10 protein-coding genes and 1 pseudogene are annotated in these 16,397 nt (G+C 71.7%); 10 read left to right on the top strand and 1 reads right to left on the bottom strand.

Going from position 1 to position 16,397, the window contains the following annotated elements:
* The first annotated feature begins 131 nt into the window (after positions 1 to 131).
* From AOK16_RS02700 to AOK16_RS02745, 10 genes are all read left to right on the top strand, one after another.
* On the top strand, positions 132 to 821 hold the full coding sequence (locus tag AOK16_RS02700; protein WP_055470591.1) for an SDR family oxidoreductase: 690 nt from the start codon (positions 132 to 134) through the stop codon (positions 819 to 821).
* Positions 818 to 1,921, top strand: coding sequence for a methionine synthase (locus tag AOK16_RS02705; RefSeq protein WP_420865367.1), 1,104 nt, complete (start codon positions 818 to 820; stop codon positions 1,919 to 1,921). Before AOK16_RS02700 ends, AOK16_RS02705 begins: the two co-directional genes overlap by 4 nt.
* Positions 1,922 to 1,936: 15 nt before the next feature.
* Positions 1,937 to 4,117, top strand: a complete 2,181-nt coding sequence (ligA, locus tag AOK16_RS02710; RefSeq protein ID WP_055470592.1) for an NAD-dependent DNA ligase LigA — start codon at positions 1,937 to 1,939, stop codon at positions 4,115 to 4,117.
* Positions 4,118 to 4,335: 218 nt separating this feature from the next.
* Complete coding sequence (locus tag AOK16_RS02715) at positions 4,336 to 6,462, top strand: putative bifunctional diguanylate cyclase/phosphodiesterase (RefSeq protein ID WP_055470593.1); 2,127 nt, start codon at positions 4,336 to 4,338, stop codon at positions 6,460 to 6,462.
* Positions 6,463 to 6,895: 433 nt separating this feature from the next.
* The gene (gene gatC, locus AOK16_RS02720) at positions 6,896 to 7,192 is read left to right on the top strand and encodes an Asp-tRNA(Asn)/Glu-tRNA(Gln) amidotransferase subunit GatC (RefSeq protein ID WP_055470594.1); all 297 of its coding nucleotides are present in this window, start codon (positions 6,896 to 6,898) and stop codon (positions 7,190 to 7,192) included.
* Positions 7,193 to 7,194: 2 nt separating this feature from the next.
* On the top strand, positions 7,195 to 8,688 hold the full coding sequence (gene gatA / locus AOK16_RS02725; RefSeq protein ID WP_055470595.1) for an Asp-tRNA(Asn)/Glu-tRNA(Gln) amidotransferase subunit GatA: 1,494 nt from the start codon (positions 7,195 to 7,197) through the stop codon (positions 8,686 to 8,688).
* 112 nt (positions 8,689 to 8,800) lie between these two features.
* A complete protein-coding gene (locus AOK16_RS02730) occupies positions 8,801 to 9,040 on the top strand; it encodes a hypothetical protein (protein WP_055470596.1) in 240 nt (79 codons plus the stop codon).
* A gap of 21 nt (positions 9,041 to 9,061) precedes the next feature.
* A complete protein-coding gene (gene gatB / locus AOK16_RS02735) occupies positions 9,062 to 10,567 on the top strand; it encodes an Asp-tRNA(Asn)/Glu-tRNA(Gln) amidotransferase subunit GatB (protein WP_055470597.1) in 1,506 nt (501 codons plus the stop codon).
* Positions 10,568 to 10,795: 228 nt separating this feature from the next.
* Entirely contained in the window at positions 10,796 to 12,895 is a 2,100-nt protein-coding gene (locus AOK16_RS02740) for a phosphocholine-specific phospholipase C (protein ID WP_055470598.1), read from the top strand.
* A 198-nt stretch (positions 12,896 to 13,093) separates the two neighbouring features.
* Positions 13,094 to 15,328 (top strand): MMPL family transporter, encoded by a 2,235-nt coding sequence (locus AOK16_RS02745; RefSeq protein ID WP_055470599.1) that lies wholly within the window; start codon positions 13,094 to 13,096, stop codon positions 15,326 to 15,328.
* 50 nt (positions 15,329 to 15,378) lie between these two features.
* On the opposite strand, the pseudogene AOK16_RS02750 reads toward AOK16_RS02745, so the two are convergent.
* A pseudogene (locus tag AOK16_RS02750) lies at positions 15,379 to 16,386 on the bottom strand (PQQ-dependent sugar dehydrogenase); the annotation flags it as partial.
* Between the last annotated feature and the right edge of the window lie 11 nt (positions 16,387 to 16,397).

The raw sequence follows: 16,397 nt of genomic DNA on the forward strand, positions 1-16,397 counted from the left end.
CGGCGGACCGCCTGCCCACAGCGCGGCGAACGCGTTGGCGCCACCGGCGCAGCCGTGCCGGATCGGCCGGTGCCGGGTCGGTCGGTGGCCGGCGTGCGGCCGACACTGGCCCGTGCGCCAGACTGGGAACCATGAGCGCACATCTGATCACCGGCGCCGGCTCCGGCATCGGCACCGCCGTAGCCGACCGCCTCGCCACCCGAGGCGACACCCTCTGGCTGCTGGCGAGGGACGCCGGCCGCGCCAAGGAGCTGGAGGGACGCTTCCCCGGCGCCCGTACGATCGTCGGCGACCTGGCCACCCCGGAGAAGCTGTCCTGGGCCCTGAGCCACCAGGAGCTGCCCGATCGGCTCGACTCCCTCCTCCACGTCGCCGGCGTCGTCGAACTCGGCGCCATCGGCGAGTTGACGCCCAGGACCTGGAACGCCCAGCTCGCCGCCAACCTCGTCTCCCCGGCGGAGCTGACCCGGCTGCTGCTGCCCCAACTGCGGGCCGCCCGCGGCCATGTGGTGTTCGTGAACTCCGGCGCCGGGCTGCGCGCCAACCCGCAGTGGGGCGCGTACGCCGCCACAAAGCACGGACTCAAGGCGCTGGCCGACGCCCTGCGCGCCGAGGAGCACGACAGCGGCGTCCGCGTCACCTCGGTCTACCCGGGCCGCACGGCCACGCCCATGCAGGCCAAGGTCCACCAGCAGGAGGGCAAGGCGTACGACGAGTCCCGCTGGATCGACCCGGCCTCGGTCGCCACGACCATCCTGGCCGCCCTCGACCTGCCCGCCGACGCAGAGGTCACGGACCTGTCCGTACGGCCCGGCCGGTGACCGCGATGAACGCCTCAGCCGGCGAAATCCCGGGCAGCGGAGTCCCGGGCAGGGAAATCCCAGGCAAGGACACCCCGGCCAAGGGCCCGTCCGCCAAGGCGGCCTTCGGCTGGTCCGGCCCAGCCGCCACCGGCGTCGGCTCCATGCCGGGCACGGACGCCCGCGAGGCCGCGAAGACCGTCACCGGCTCCCTGGAGGCGCTCCCGTATCTGCCGGAACTGCCTGCGCGCGGCCCCGGCGCGGACATGATCGGCCGTACCGCCGGGCTGCTGGTCGAGATGTACGCGCGCGTGGAGCCCAGCGGCTGGCGCTTCGGCGACCGGCCGGGACGGGACACCCGTCGCGCCTGGTCGTGGCTGCGCGAAGACCTCGACGCGCTCGAGGAGTTCACCCAGGGCCACGAGGGCCCGCTCAAGGTGCAGGCCGTCGGGCCGTGGACGCTGGCGGCCGCGCTGGAGCTGCGGAACGGCGAGGCCGCGCTGTCCGACCCCGGTGCCTGCCGGGACCTCGTCGGATCGCTCGCCGAGGGCCTGTCCGCCCACCTCGCGGAGGTCCGCAGGCGGGTGCCCGGGGCCCGCGTCGTGCTCCAGCTCGACGAGCCGTCGCTCACCTCCGTACTGCGCGGCCAGGTCAAGAGCGCCAGCGGCTACCGCACCCACCGGGCCGTGGACCGCGCCGTGGCCGAGGGCGCCCTGCGGGACGTGCTCGCGGCGGCCGGGGACAGCCCGGTGCTCGTCCACTCCTGCGCCCCCGACGTGCCGTTCGCGCTGCTGCGGCGGGCCGGGGCGGCCGGCGTCTCGTTCGACTTCGATCTCCTCACAGAGCGTGAGGACGAGCGGATCGGCGAGGCCGCGGAGGGCGGTACGGCCCTGTTCGCCGGAGTCGTGCCGGGCACGGACACGGGATTGTCGGACCCTGCCGGTAGCGTCATGGGTGTCAGGACGCTGTGGCGCAGGCTGGGGCTGCCGCCGGGGACTCTCAGTGAGTCCGTGGTGGTCACCCCGTCCTGCGGTCTCGCGGGCGCCTCCCCGGGGTACGCCCGTGCGGCGCTCGCCCACTGCGTCCGGGCGGCGAGATCTCTCGCGGACAACCCTGAGTGACGGAAGGACGCAACGGTGGCTGGCGAACAGCAGGCGGCGGTGCCCGCCGAGGCGCGGGAGGAGCACGCACACCTCGCTGAGCAGATCGAGGAGCACCGCTTCCGCTACTACGTGAAGGGCGCTCCCGTCATCAGCGACGCCGAGTTCGACCGGCTGATGCGGTCTCTGGAGGCGCTGGAGGGCGAGTACGGGGAGCTGCGTACTCCGGACTCGCCCACCCAGAAGGTTGCGGACCATTACGAGACGGAGTTCACCGAGGTCGCCCACCGCGAGCGGATGCTCAGCCTGGACAACGCCTTCGACGAGGAGGAGCTGGCCGGCTGGGCCGACCGGGTCGCCAGGGAACTCAGCGGCACCGACCACCACTTCCTGTGCGAGTTGAAGATCGACGGCCTGGCCGTCAACCTCACCTATGAGCACGGCCGCCTCACCCGCGCCGCCACCCGGGGCGACGGCCGCACGGGTGAGGACATCACGCCCAACGTCCGCACCATCGCCGAGATCCCCGACCGGCTGCGCGGGGACCGGATCCCGGAGCTCGTGGAGATCCGGGGCGAGGTCTTCTTCCCGATGGAGAAGTTCGAGGAGCTCAACGCCCGCCTGGTGGAGGCGGGCGACAAGCCGTTCGCCAACCCGCGCAACGCGGCGGCCGGTTCGCTGCGCCAGAAGGACCCCAAGGTCACCGCCACCCGCCCGCTGCGGATGGTGGTGCACGGCATCGGCGCCCGCGACGGCTTCGACATCGACCGCCTCTCGCAGGCCTACGGGCTGCTCCACGACTGGGGCCTGCCCACGGCCCGCCACAACAAGGTCGTGGACTCCCTGGAGGGCGTCCGGGAGTTCATCGCGTACTACGGCGAGAACCGCCATTCCGTGGAGCACGAGATCGACGGCGTGGTCGTCAAGCTCGACGAGGTGCCGCTCCAGGGCCGGCTCGGCTCCACCTCGCGCGCCCCCCGCTGGGCCATCGCGTGGAAGTACCCGCCGGAGGAGGTCAACACCAAGCTGGTCGACATCCGCGTCGGCGTCGGCCGCACGGGCCGGGTCACCCCGTACGCGGTGGTGGAGCCGGTCACGGTCGCCGGCTCCGAGGTCGAGTTCGCCACCCTGCACAACCAGGACGTGGTCAAGGCCAAGGGCGTGCTCATCGGCGACACGGTCGTGCTGCGCAAGGCGGGCGACGTGATCCCCGAGATCCTCGGGCCCGTGACCGACCTGCGGGACGGCAGCGAGCGCGAGTTCGTGATGCCGGCCGAGTGCCCGGACTGCGGGTTCGCACTGCGCCCCATGAAGGAGGGCGACATCGACCTGCGCTGCCCCAACGCCCGCTCCTGCCCGGCCCAGTTGCGCGAGCGGGTCTTCTATCTCGCGGGCCGCAAGTGCCTGGACATCGAGAACTTCGGCTATGTGGTCGCCTCCGCGCTCACCCAGCCCCTGGAGCCGTCCGAACCGCCGCTGCGGGACGAGGGCGACCTGTTCGACCTGACGGTGGAGCAGCTGCTGCCCATCCGCTCCTACGTCCTGGACATGGACTCCGGCCTGCCCAAGCGCGACCCCAAGACCGGCGAGGAGAAGGTCGTCACGCTCTTCGCCAACCAGAAGGGCGAGCCGAAGAAGAACACCCTGGCCATGCTGGAGCACATCCAAGCGGCCAAGCAGCGCCCGCTCGCGCGCATCATCACCGGCCTGTCCATCCGCCATGTCGGTCCGGTCGCGGCCGAGGCCCTGGCCAGGGAGTTCGGCTCGCTGGACCGGATCGCCGAGGCCGGCGAGGAGGAGCTGGCGGCCGTCGAGGGCGTCGGCCCGACCATCGCCGCGTCCGTCAAGCAGTGGTTCGAGGTCGACTGGCACCGCCGGATCGTCGAGAAGTGGCGGGCCGCCGGAGTGCGCCTGGAGGAGGCGGGCGGCGAGGAGCGCGGCCCCCGCCCCCTCGACGGCCTCACCGTCGTCGTCACGGGCACCCTCGCCTCGTATACGAGAGACGGGGCGAAAGAGGCGCTGCAGAACCTCGGTGCGAAGGTGACCGGTTCGGTGTCGAAGAAGACCGCGTTCGTGGTCGTCGGCGACAACCCCGGCTCCAAGCACGACAAGGCGTTGCAGCTCAAGGTGCCTGTTCTGAACGAGGAAGGGTTCGGCGTCCTGCTGGAACAGGGGCCCGACGCCGCCCGGGAGACGGCCCAGCCGGCACCCGAATAGCCGTCAGTCTTCACCTGTTCGGCGCATAGCGGTTGGATTCGGATGCCGAGGTCGCATTCGGGCAACCCCTGTGGATCGCTGCCCCTTCCAGCCTTTCGCGGCCTACTGTTGAGGTTGTGCGCCTGCCGTGCACAGCTGCGTGGTGGGATCTGACGTGCTGGCATCGGAAGGGCTGCGGCTCCGAGGCGTGGGCACCGCCGGCTGTGAGAGGGACGGGAATGAAACCGACCGAAAGCGCCGACCCGGCGTCACGCCTGCGCCGGTTCGCGGCGCCCGGCCTTCCGGTCGTCGCGATCGTGGTGGCGGTGCTCGCCCTCGTCACCGGATTCGTCCGGGCACTCGGCCAGGGACGCGCGATCTTCCCTGACGGCACGGCCGGTTGGGCGTTCGCGGTGCTCACCGGAGTCATCGTCGGACACCTCGTCGCCCTCGGCCGCGACCGCTGGTGGGGCGGCACCGGCTCCGGCGCCGCGCTCACCCTCGCCGTCCTGCTGCTCTACGGCTGGGTGCCGGCCGTGCTGGTCAGCCTCGCCGTGGTCGTCCTGGTCGGCGCCGCCCGCCGCCACCGGTGGCGGCAGGGGGTCGTGCACGGCGCGGTGGACATACTCGGCATCGGCACCGCCGCGCTCGTACTCGCCGCCTTCGGCACCGTGCCGACCGTCGAAGAGCCCTGGCAGCCCGGCAGTTGGGGCGGCTTCGCGCTCCCCGAGGTGCTCCTTGCCGCGCTCGCCTACCTCGTGGTGACCCGCGTCCTGCTCTGGTACTCGATGGCCCCGCGCAGCGGCGGCCTGCCGACCATCGCCCGCACGGCGCTGGCCCGGCAGGCCCTCGTCGGAGTCGCGCTGCTCGGCATCGCGCCCCTGCTGTGCGTCGTGGCCGTGCACATGCCGGTGCTGCTGCCGCTGTTCGCGGTGCCGCTGATCGCCCTCGACTCCACGCTGTGGATCGCCCGCGCCCGCGCCGAGGAGCAGCTGCGCGACCCGCTCACCGGCCTGCCCAACCGGCAGTGGATGCTGGAGCGCACCTGGACGGCGCTGGACGATGCCGAGCGGATGGGCGCCCGCTCCGCCCTCGTACTGATCGACCTCGACCGCTTCAGATCGGTCAACGACACGCTCGGGCACCTGGCGGGCGACCGGCTGCTGCTCCAGATCGCCGAGCGGCTCCGCCTCGCCCTGCCGCGCGGCGCGGAAGCCGCCCGGCTCGGCGGCGACGAGTTCGCCGTACTGCTGCCCAGCGCGGACTCCACCACCAGCGCCCAGCGGGTGGCCCGCGGCCTGGTCGCCGCCCTCGGCTCGCCGCTCGACCTCGACGGGCTGACCCTCGTCCTGGAGGCCAGCGCCGGGGTCGCCGTCTTCCCCGACCACGCGCTCGACGCCGAGGGGCTGCTGCGCCGCGCCGACGTGGCGATGTACCAGGCGAAGCGGGACCGCAGCGGGGTCGAGGTGTACGAGGCCAAGCGGGACGGCAACACGCCCGACCGGCTCGGGCTGCTGGGCGATCTGCGGCGCGCGATCGAGGCGGGCGACGTCGAGCTGCACTATCAGCCGAAGGTCGGCTTCGACGGGAAGGTCGCCGGGCTCGAGGCGCTCGTACGGTGGGTGCATCCGGAGCGAGGGCGGGTCAGCCCCGACGAGTTCATCGCCATCGCCGAGTCCTCCGGGCTCATGCCCCAGCTCACCGAGTACGTACTGGAGACCGCGCTCTGCCAGGTCGCCAAGTGGCGCGCCTCCGGCCTCGAAGTGCCGGTCGCCGTCAACGTCTCGCCGCGCGATGTGCACAGCCCCGGCTTCGCGGGCGCCGTAGCGGCCCGGCTCGCCCGGCACGGTGTCCCGCCCGGCGCCCTGCAGTTGGAGATCACCGAGCATGTGCTGCTGGAGGACCCGCAGCGCGCCGCGGACACCCTCGCCGGGCTGACCGGGCACGGCGTGAAGATGTCGCTCGACGACTTCGGTACGGGCTACTCCTCGCTGGTCCACCTGAGGCGGCTGCCGGTGAGCGAGCTGAAGATCGACCGGTCCTTCGTGGCCCGGCTCGCGGTCGACGCCGAGGACGCGGAGATCGTCCGCTGCACCGTCGATCTCGCCCACTCGCTCGGCCTGCTGGTCGTCGCGGAGGGCGTCGAGGACGACGAGACCTGGGAGCGGCTGCGCGACCTGAACTGCGACGCGGTCCAGGGCTGGCTCGTCGCGGCCGCGATGCCGCCGGACGAGACGACGGCCTGGCTCCGCCTGCGCGGCGAGCGCGGCTGGCAGCGCGAGATCGCCTCCGGCGAGGACGCCGACGAACCGGAGCCGGAACATACGGCGATCGACGAAGCGGACGCCCCCTCCACCACCCGCTGAACCCCCACTCCGGCCGGCGACAGCCTTGCCCCAGGCCGCCCCGGCACCGCCGCCCCGACACCGCCGACCTCCGCCGTCGGGCATCTCGCCGTCGCGGCGGAGAATCTCTTGGGGACCCGGTCCCCAAGGCCCCGCCCCGCCGGTTCGGGGTGACCCCGGGCCCACCGCTGCCAGGGGTCTGGGGACGAAGTCCCCAGTATCTGCCGCCGCGACGGCAAGTCACCACCGTGGTGGAGCTCGGCGGTGCCGAACCGGCCGTGACCGGTTCCGCGTCCGGGCCCGGGCCCGAATCGGCATCTGTCGCCGCGACGGCGAGTCCTGGGCCCGGGCCCGAATCCGGCTTTCCCTGAGCGGGAGGCGATTTCGCTCTCAAGCCGGCCGCCGCCATAGGATTGGGCCCGAAACCTACACACTCACCCTTGAGGATCGCTGCATGCCTGGCATCACGCGCGAGGAGGTCGCCCACCTCGCCCGGCTGTCGCGTCTGGAGCTGAAGGACGAAGAGCTCGACCACTTCGCCCAGCAGCTCGACGTGATCATCGGCGCGGTCGCCCGCGTTTCCGATGTGGCCGACGAGGACGTACCGCCGACCTCCCACCCGCTGCCGCTGACCAACGTCATGCGGGCTGACGAGGTCCGCCCGTCACTGACCCCGGAGCAGGCCCTCTCCGGCGCCCCGGCGCAGCAGCAGCAGCGTTTCAAGGTGCCGCAGATCCTGGGGGAGGAGTGACCATGACCGACCTGACCAGGCTCACCGCCGCCGAGACCGCCGAGAAGATCGCCTCCGGCGAGCTCACCGCGGTGGCCGTCACCGAGGCCCACCTGGCCCGCATCGAGGCCGTGGACGAGAAGGTGCACGCCTTCCTGCACGTGGACCGCGAGGGCGCCCTCGCCCAGGCCCGCGCCGTGGACGAGAAGCGCGCCCGTGGCGAGCGGCTCGGCCCGCTGGCCGGCGTCCCGCTCGCGCTGAAGGACGTCTTCACCACCGAGGGGATCCCCACCACCTGCGGCTCGAAGATCCTCGAGGGCTGGATCCCGCCGTACGACGCCACGCTCACCCGTCGGCTGAAGGACGCGGACGTCGTCATCCTCGGCAAGACCAACATGGACGAGTTCGCCATGGGGTCCTCCACCGAGAACAGCGCGTACGGCCCGACCGGCAACCCCTGGGACCTCACCCGCATCCCCGGCGGCTCCGGCGGCGGCTCCTCCGCAGCGCTCGCCGCCTTCCAGGCGCCGCTGGCCATCGGCACCGACACCGGCGGCTCGATCCGCCAGCCTGCCGCCGTCACCGGCACGGTCGGCGTCAAGCCGACCTACGGCGGCGTCTCCCGCTACGGCCTCGTCGCCTTCTCCTCCTCCCTCGACCAGGGCGGCCCCTGCGCCCGTACGGTCCTGGACGCGGCGTTGCTGCACGAGGTGATCGCCGGGCACGACCCGCTCGATTCCACCTCGATCGACGCCCCGGTCCCGCCGGTCGTCGAGGCGGCCCGCAACGGGGACGTGCGGGGCCTGCGGATCGGCGTCGTCAAGGAGTTCGGCGGCGAGGGCTACCAGGCCGGCGTCATGCAGCGGTTCAACGAGTCCGTGGAGCTGCTGCGCGAACTGGGCGCCGAGATCGTCGAGATCTCCTGCCCGTCCTTCGACCTGGCGCTTGCCGCGTACTACCTGATCGCCCCCTCCGAGTGCTCCTCGAACCTCGCCCGGTTCGACGCGATGCGCTACGGGCTGCGGGTCGGCGACGACGGCACCCGCTCCGCCGAGGACGTCACCGCCCTCACTCGCGAGGCCGGGTTCGGCCCCGAGGTCAAGCGCCGCATCATGCTCGGCACGTACGCGCTCAGCTCCGGCTACTACGACGCGTACTACGGTTCGGCGCAGAAGGTCCGCACCCTGATTACCCGGGACTTCGAGAAGGCCTTCGAGCAGGTGGACGTGCTGATCTCGCCGACCACCCCGACCACCGCCTTCCCGATCGGCGAGCGCGCCGACGACCCGATGGCGATGTACCTCGCCGACCTGTGCACCATCCCGTCCAACCTGGCCGGGAACGCCGCCATGTCGCTGCCCTGCGGCCTGGCTCCGGAGGACGGGCTTCCGGTGGGGTTGCAGATCATCGCCCCCGCCATGGCCGACGACCGGCTCTACCGCGTGGGTGCCGCGGTCGAGGCCGCGTTCCAGTCGCGTTGGGGACACCCGCTGCTCGAGGAGGCACCGGCACTGTGAGCGTCGCACGCGCGGCCGCCGGGCCGCAGATGACCGTCGAAGCCGCACCTCTGCGCTGTGCGGGCGGCCGTGACATTAACCGCTGGCGCGGCGGAGCGAACCAGGAGGCGCAGTGAGCAAGATCGAAAAGGCCAAGGGCTTCAAGAAGTCCAAGCCCGGCACGTACCTGTCCATCGGCACGTCGCTGTTCGGCGCGGTCAGCATCCTGAAGCAGGTCAAGAAGGCCCGGCTGGAGAACGACCGGCTGATGCTCGCCGATGCCGTGATCTCCGCCGCCGCCGTCGTGACCGGTGTCGCGCTGCTCGTCCGCGAGCTCAAGCGCATCGGCGACGACGACGTCCTCGCGGGCTGAAGGGCAGAAAGGTAAGTTTCCGTGACCGTCACTGAACTGGTGTCGTACGAGGACGCGTTGGCGGCCTACGAGCCCGTGATGGGCCTCGAGGTCCACGTCGAACTCGGCACCGCCACCAAGATGTTCTGCGGGTGCGCCACCGCGCTGGGCGCCGACCCCAACTCGCAGACCTGCCCCACCTGTCTGGGCCTGCCCGGCTCGCTCCCGGTCATGAACCGGATCGGCGTCGAGTCCGCGATCCGCATCGGCCTCGCGCTCAACTGCGAGATCGCCGAGTGGTGCCGCTTCGCCCGGAAGAACTACTTCTATCCGGACATGCCGAAGAACTTCCAGACCTCGCAGTACGACGAGCCGATCGCCTTCAACGGCTATCTGGACGTCGAGGTCGACGGCGAGACCTTCCGGGTCGAGATCGAGCGCGCCCACATGGAGGAGGACACCGGCAAGTCCACGCACGTGGGCGGCGCCACGGGCCGCATCCACGGTGCGACCCACTCCCTCCTCGACTACAACCGGGCCGGCATCCCGCTCATCGAGATCGTCACCAAGCCGATCGTCGGGGCGGGGGCGAAGGCCCCCGAGGTCGCCAAGGCGTACGTGGCCGAGCTGCGCGAGCTGATCAAGGCGCTCGGCGTCTCCGAAGCCCGCATGGAGATGGGCCAGATGCGCTGCGACGTGAACCTGTCGCTGCGCCCGCACGGCCGGGAGAAGTTCGGCACCCGCTCCGAGACGAAGAACGTCAACTCGCTGCGCAGCGTGGAGCGGGCCACCCGCTTCGAGATCATGCGCCACGCGGCGGTCCTCGGCGAGGGCGGCACGATCATCCAGGAGACCCGCCACTTCCACGAGGAGGACGGCTCCACGACCTCCGGCCGGGTGAAGGAAGAGGCCGAGGACTACCGCTACTTCCCGGAACCGGACCTCATCCCGGTCGCCCCCTCCCGCGAGTGGGTGGACGAACTGCGCGCCACGCTGCCGGAGTTGCCGCGGCTGCGCCGCAATCGGCTGCGCGAGGAGTGGGACATCTCGCAGCACGAGATGCAGTCCGTCCTCAACGCGGGCGCCGTCGACACGATCGCCGCCACCATCGAGGCGGGCGCCGACGCGGCCTCCGCGCGCAAGTGGTGGATGGGCGAGCTGGCCCGCCGCTCCAACGAGGAGGGCACCGAGCTCACCGAACTGCCCATCACCCCGGCCGAGGTGGCCCGGGTGTGTGCGCTGGTGGCCGAGGGCTCGCTCAACGACAAGCTGGCGCGCCAGGTCATCGAGGGCGTCCTCGCGGGCGAGGGCGACCCGGACACGGTCGTCGAGAAGCGTGGCCTGAAGGTCGTCTCGGACGACGCGGCGCTCGGTGCGGCGGTCGACGAGGCCATCGCGGGCAACGCGGCCATCGCCGACAAGATCCGCGGCGGCAAGGTCGCCGCGGCGGGCGCGCTCGTGGGCGCGGTCATGAAGGCCACCCGCGGTCAGGCGGACGCGGCTCGCGTGCGCGAACTGATCCTTGAGCGGCTCGCCCCGGAGGAATGATCGAGCACAGCCTGGAGAAGCCGGGCGTCGAGGGCCGAGCCCACGGCGCGTAGGGATCTCGTACGCACATGCCTGAGAGGGCGGGACCGGTGGACCGGGGCCCGCCCTCTCAGCTGTCCGAGGCGAGCAACTCCCAGGGCGTTTCCCGGCGGGTCGCCCATGCGCCGGACGGCGGCCACCTTCCGGCACTAGCGTCCCGGCCGTCACTGGAAGGACCGGGAGGCTCTCTTGACCACGGACATATCGAGGCGACGGCTGTTCGCCCTGGGCGCGGGCGCCGCCGGAGCTGCTGCCGCCGGATCGCTGCTGCCGCCCTCGCTACAGGCAGCGCTGGCGGCGGAGCCGCCGCGTGGCGGGCTCGGCGCGATCCGGCACGTCGTGTTCCTGATGCAGGAGAACCGCTCGTTCGACCACTACTTCGGCTCGCTGCGCGGGGTACGCGGCTTCGGCGACCGCAACGCCATCGAACTGCCCGGCGGGGGCAGCGTCTTCGCGCAGCCCGGGCCGTCCGGGACGGTGCTTCCCTTCTCCGTCCGCGACGCGGCCCGCACGCAGCAGAAGGGGATCCAGTACATCGGCGGGCTGCCGCACGGCTGGAACGACGGCTACCAGGCCTGGAACCAGGGCTGGATGAACAACTGGATCGCCGCCAAGTCCAGCGCCACCATGGCGTACTACGACCGCCAGGACCTGCCGCTGCACTACGAGCTCGCCGACACGTTCACGATCTGCGACGCCTACCACGCCTCCGTCTCCACCTCGACGAGCCCCAACCGCAACCACCACGTGAGCGGTTGGACCGGTTTCGAGGCCAACGGCCGCCGGGCGGTCGGCAACGACGCCTACGACGAGGACAAGCACCCCGGCTACACCTGGACCACCTACCTGGAACGCCTGGAGGCGGCCGGGATCCCCTGGCAGACCTACCAGGAGTGGGACAACTTCACCGACAACAACCTGGAGTTCTTCGTGAGCTTCAAGGCCGTCATGGTGAAGGCGCTGGCCAAGACCGGCGGCCACCGCAACATGACCTCCTTCTACGGCTCGCTCGGCGGGCTGTCCGCCGAGGAGCAGGACCGCCGACTCGCCCTGCTGGAGGAGGGCGTACGCGAACTCGGTCCCGCCGAGCGCTCCCTCTTCGAGCGCGGGCTGCGCCGCGGCCGCCCGGACACCACGGCCGACTGGTTCCGCGAGGACGTCGAGACGGGCCGGCTGCCCAAGGTCTCCTACATCGTCCCCAACGCCGCCGACTCCGAGCACCCGGGCACGTCCTCCCCGATCGAGAGCGCCACCATCACGTACAAGGTGCTCGACGCGCTCGCCTCCAACCCCGATGTGTGGCGCCACACCGCGCTGTTCATCAGCTACGACGAGCACGACGGCTTCTTCGACCACGTGCCGCCGCCGGTGCCCCCGGCCGGGACGGACAGCGAGCTCTTCGAGGGCCGTCCGGTGGGCCTGGGCATCCGCGTGCCCATGATCGTGATCTCCCCGTGGACCGTCGGCGGCTACGTCTGCTCCGAGGTCTTCGACCACACCTCGCAGCTGCGCTTCCTGGAGAAGTGGCTGGGCGTCGCCGAGCCCAGCATCACCGCCTGGCGCCGCCAGGTCACCGGCGACCTCACCTCGGCCTTCGACTTCTCGCGCGCCCGGCCGCAGCCGGAGGTCGAGCAGCCGGCCGCCATTCCGCCGTTCACCGGGCGCTGGAAGCCCAACCCGCCCGCCGAGCAGGTCATGCCGCGGCAGGAGCCGGGCGTGCGCCGGGCGCGCCCGCTGCCGTACCAGCCGGACGCCCACGCCCGGGTCGACGGCAAGAGCCTGCGGCTGCTGCTGGTCAACACGGGCCGGGCGAGCGCGCACTTCGCGCTCTACCCCTACGCCGGCGAGTTCGCGGCGCCGCAGCACAAGGACGTCAAGGGGATCGCCGGCTGGGAGGTGCCGATCACGGGGGAGGAGTACCGCTTCACGGTCACCGGGCCGAACGGCTTCCGCCGGGAGTTCGCCGGCCCCGCGGCGGGCCCGGGGGCCGCGGCCGAGGTGGCCACGCGCATCGACGGGCGCGACCGCGATGTGCACCTCACCTTCATCAACCGCTCCGCCACCGCCATCACCTTCACCGTCAGCCCCAACGGTTACGCCGACGAGGCCGATCTTCGTGACTGGCGTCGGGAGATCACCGTGAAGCCGGGCCGCAGCAGGTCGATCGCCCACTCCGCGGACGACGCCCACGGGTGGTACGACCTGACGGTCGCCGTCACGGAGATCCCGGAGTTCCACCGACGCCTCATGGGCCACATCGAGAACGGCCGGGAGAGCGTCAGCGGCTGATCGCACAGCGCTCCGTGCCGTGTTCCGAGCGTGAGGCGGCTCTCCTCGCGAGAGCCGCTCTCCCGGGCAGCTCCATGTGAGTAACCGCATGAAACGGTCAATCGATCTCTTTTCACTGCCACAGTGATGGGCGTACGTCCGGTCTTCTTCGAGGGGCCTCCTCCCTGAAAGAGCCGCGTCACGCTCAGGGAGCAGTGAATGCCCGCACTCGCCCGGTGGTGCCTCCGTCGTCGTTCCACCGTCATCCTGCTGTGGCTCCTCGCCTTCATCGGCGTGGGAGCCGCGGCGGCCGTGGCCGGTTCCTCGTACTCCAACGACTACGACATACCTGGCACCGAGGCGGGCAAGGCGACCCAGATCCTCCAGAAGGCCTTCCCCGACCAGGGCGGCGACAGCGACACCATCGTCTGGCACACCGACAGCGGCTCCGTGCGCGCCGCAGGCGTCGAGCACCGGGTGACCCAGGCGCTCGACGAGATATCCGGCATGCCCGGCGTCTCCCAGGTCACCAGCGCCTACGGCGCCGAGGGCGCCGGCCGGATCAGCCGCGACGGCCACACCGCGTACGCCACCGTCACCTTCGACCAGGACGCCGAGGATCTCGACCGGGGTCAGGTGCAACACGTCGTGGACGCCGCCAAGTCGGCCGAGACCAAAGGCCTCCAGGTCGAGTTCGGCGGGCCCGGCATCGCCCTGACCGAGAAGTCCTCCGCGCACATCAGCGAGGTCGTCGGCATCCTCGCGGCCGCCGTCGTCCTCTTCCTCGCCTTCGGCTCGCTCTTCGCGATGCTGCTGCCCATCGCCACCGCTCTCGTCAGCGTCGGCACCGGCTACCTCGCCATCGGGCTCCTCGGCCACTTCATGACCGTCGCCGACTTCGCGCCCATGCTCGGCATGCTCATCGGCCTGGGTGTCGGCATCGACTACGCCCTGTTCATCGTCACCCGCCACCGCAGGGGACTGCGGCAGGGGCTGCCGGTGAAGGAGGCCGCGGCGCGAGCCGTCGCCACCTCCGGCCGGGCCGTCGTCTTCGCGGGCGTCACCGTGTGCACAGCCCTGCTCGGCATGCTCATCCTGCGCCTGAACTTCCTCAACGGCGTCGCCCTCGCCGCCTCCCTCACCGTCGTGCTCACCGTGGCCGCCTCCATCACGCTGCTGCCCGCGCTGCTGGGTGTCATCGGGATGAAGGCCCTCAGCCGCCGCGAACGGCGCCGGCTGGCCGAGCACGGGCCGAAGCCCGACCTGCCCGCGGGCGTCTCCGCCCGTTGGTCCGCCTTCGTCGAGCGCCACCCCAAACTGCTGGGCGCCGTCGCGGCCGTGATCATGATCGTGCTCGCGATCCCCACCTTCCACCTGCACCTGGGCAGCTCCGACCAGGGCAACAATCCGGCGACCACGACCACCCGCAAGGCCTACGACCTGCTCTCCGACGGCTTCGGCCCCGGCTTCAACGGGCCGCTGACGCTCGTCGCCGACCTCGACGACGCCTCCGGACGGCTCGCCTTCGACCAGCTGCCCGACACCCTGCGGGCCACCGAGGGCGTCGCCCAGGTGTCCCCGGCGACCCTCAGCGGCAGCGGCGGCACCGGCGTGATCACCGTCGTGCCCGCCGGCTCCCCGCAGTCCCAGGAGACCTCCCGGCTCATCGAGCACCTGCGGGACGACGTCCTGCCCCAGGCCGAGAAGGGCACCTCGCTGCAGACCTATGTCGGCGGCCAGACCGCCGCGTACGAGGACTTCGGATCCGTGGTCGTCGGCAAGCTGCCGCTGTTCGTCGGCGTCGTCGTGGCCCTCGGCTGCGCCCTGCTCCTGCTCGCCTTCCGCAGCATCGGCATCCCGCTCAAGGCAGCAGCGATGAACATCGCCGCCGTCGCCGCCTCCTTCGGCATCGTCGTCGCGGTCTTCCAGTGGGGCTGGGGCAGCGGGCTCCTCGGACTCGGCAGCGCCGGGCCGATCGAACCCTTTCTGCCCGTGATCATGGTGGCCGTGCTCTTCGGCCTGTCCATGGACTACCAGGTCTTCCTGGTCAGCCGGATGTACGAGGAGTGGCGCCGGACCGGAGACAACCGGCGTGCGGTCCGGGTGGGCCTCGCGGAGACCAGCCGGGTCATCAACTCGGCTGCCGTCATCATGATCGCGGTCTTCGGCGCCTTCGTCCTCAGCGGCGACCGGATCATCTCGATGTTCGGCATCGGCCTGGCCGCGGCCGTCGCCCTGGACGCGTTCGTGCTCCGCACGCTCCTGGTGCCCGCCCTGATGCACATGCTCGGCAGCGCCAACTGGTGGCTGCCCCAGTGGATGGACCGCCTGCTGCCGCGGTTCAGCATCGAGCCCCCGATCGAGCCCCCGGCGGAGGACGAGCTCGCGACCGTCCTCATGCCCGCGGCACGCACGCCCGAGCCGGCGGACCGTACGCCCGAGTCGGCCGCATAACCAACCCAGGCTCGCCCCAGCACTGGCCGGCCACCCCCGTGTGCGGCTCATCAGCTGACCCTCAGCTGGAGGATCCGGTCGTCCCCGCTCCGCGGCGTGCCCCGGGTGTCGGTCTCGCTGGTGACGAGCCACAGGCCGTCGGCGCCGTCGGGGAGCACGGTGCGCAGCCTGCCGTACTCGCCGTCCAGGAAGGCCTGCGGCTTCGCCACCGGCTTCGTGCCGTTCAGCGGGATCCGCCAGAGCCGTTCGCCGTGCAGCCCGGCCATCCAGATCGAGCCGCGGACGTACGCGATACCGCTCGGCGACGCCTCGTCCGTCGACCACTGCTCCACCGGGTCGACATAGGCCTTCCGGTCGCTCTTGCCCTCTACTTCGGGCCAGCCGTAGTTCCGGCCCGGCTCGATCAGGTTCAGCTCGTCCCAGGTGTCCTGCCCGAACTCCGCGGCCCACAGCCGGTTCTCCGCGTCCCAGGCCAGCCCCTGCACATTGCGGTGGCCGTACGAGTAGACCACCGAGTCCGCGTCCGGATTGCCCTTGGCCGGTTCGCCCTCCGGGGTCATCCGCAGGATCTTGCCGCCGAGCGAGTCCTTGTCCTGCGCCAGCCCCTGGTCGCCGCTCTCGCCCGTGCCCGCGTACAGCATCCGGTCCGGGCCGAAGGCGATCCGGCCGCCGTTGTGGACCTGGCCCTTGGGGATGCCCCGCAACACCGTGTCGGGAGCGCCCAGTTGATCCCCCGCCGGACGCTTCTCGTCGTAGGCCATCCGCACGATGCGGTTGTCCGAGTCGGTGGTGAAGTAGGCGTACACCCAGTGGTCCTCGCCGAAGGTCGGCGCGATAGCGATGCCCAGCAGACCACCTTCCCCGCCGGGCGAGACGCCCGGCACGGAGCCCAGCTCGGTCCGCTTTCCGCTGTCGGCCGCGATCCGGTAGATCTTCCCGGAGTCGCGGGAGGACACCAGCAGGTCGCCGTCCGGCAGCGCGGCCAGCCCCCACGGGGACTCCAGCCCCTCCGTGACCGTACGCACCACCTTCACCGACCCCTTCGCGGGTGGGGCGGACGGTCACGGAG

Source organism: Streptomyces pathocidini (assembly GCF_001418495.1).
GTDB lineage: Bacteria > Actinomycetota > Actinomycetes > Streptomycetales > Streptomycetaceae > Streptomyces > Streptomyces pathocidini.

What these genes read in the sequence shown, in the direction of transcription:
- gatA (WP_055470595.1), top strand. Translation starts at nt 7,195, where the DNA reads ATGACCGACCTGACCAGGCTCACCGCCGCCGAGACCGCCGAGAAGATC.
- AOK16_RS02700 (WP_055470591.1), top strand. Translation starts at nt 132, where the DNA reads ATGAGCGCACATCTGATCACCGGCGCCGGCTCCGGCATCGGCACCGCC.
- AOK16_RS02745 (WP_055470599.1), top strand. Translation starts at nt 13,094, where the DNA reads ATGCCCGCACTCGCCCGGTGGTGCCTCCGTCGTCGTTCCACCGTCATC.
- gatC (WP_055470594.1), top strand. Translation starts at nt 6,896, where the DNA reads ATGCCTGGCATCACGCGCGAGGAGGTCGCCCACCTCGCCCGGCTGTCG.
- AOK16_RS02715 (WP_055470593.1), top strand. Translation starts at nt 4,336, where the DNA reads ATGAAACCGACCGAAAGCGCCGACCCGGCGTCACGCCTGCGCCGGTTC.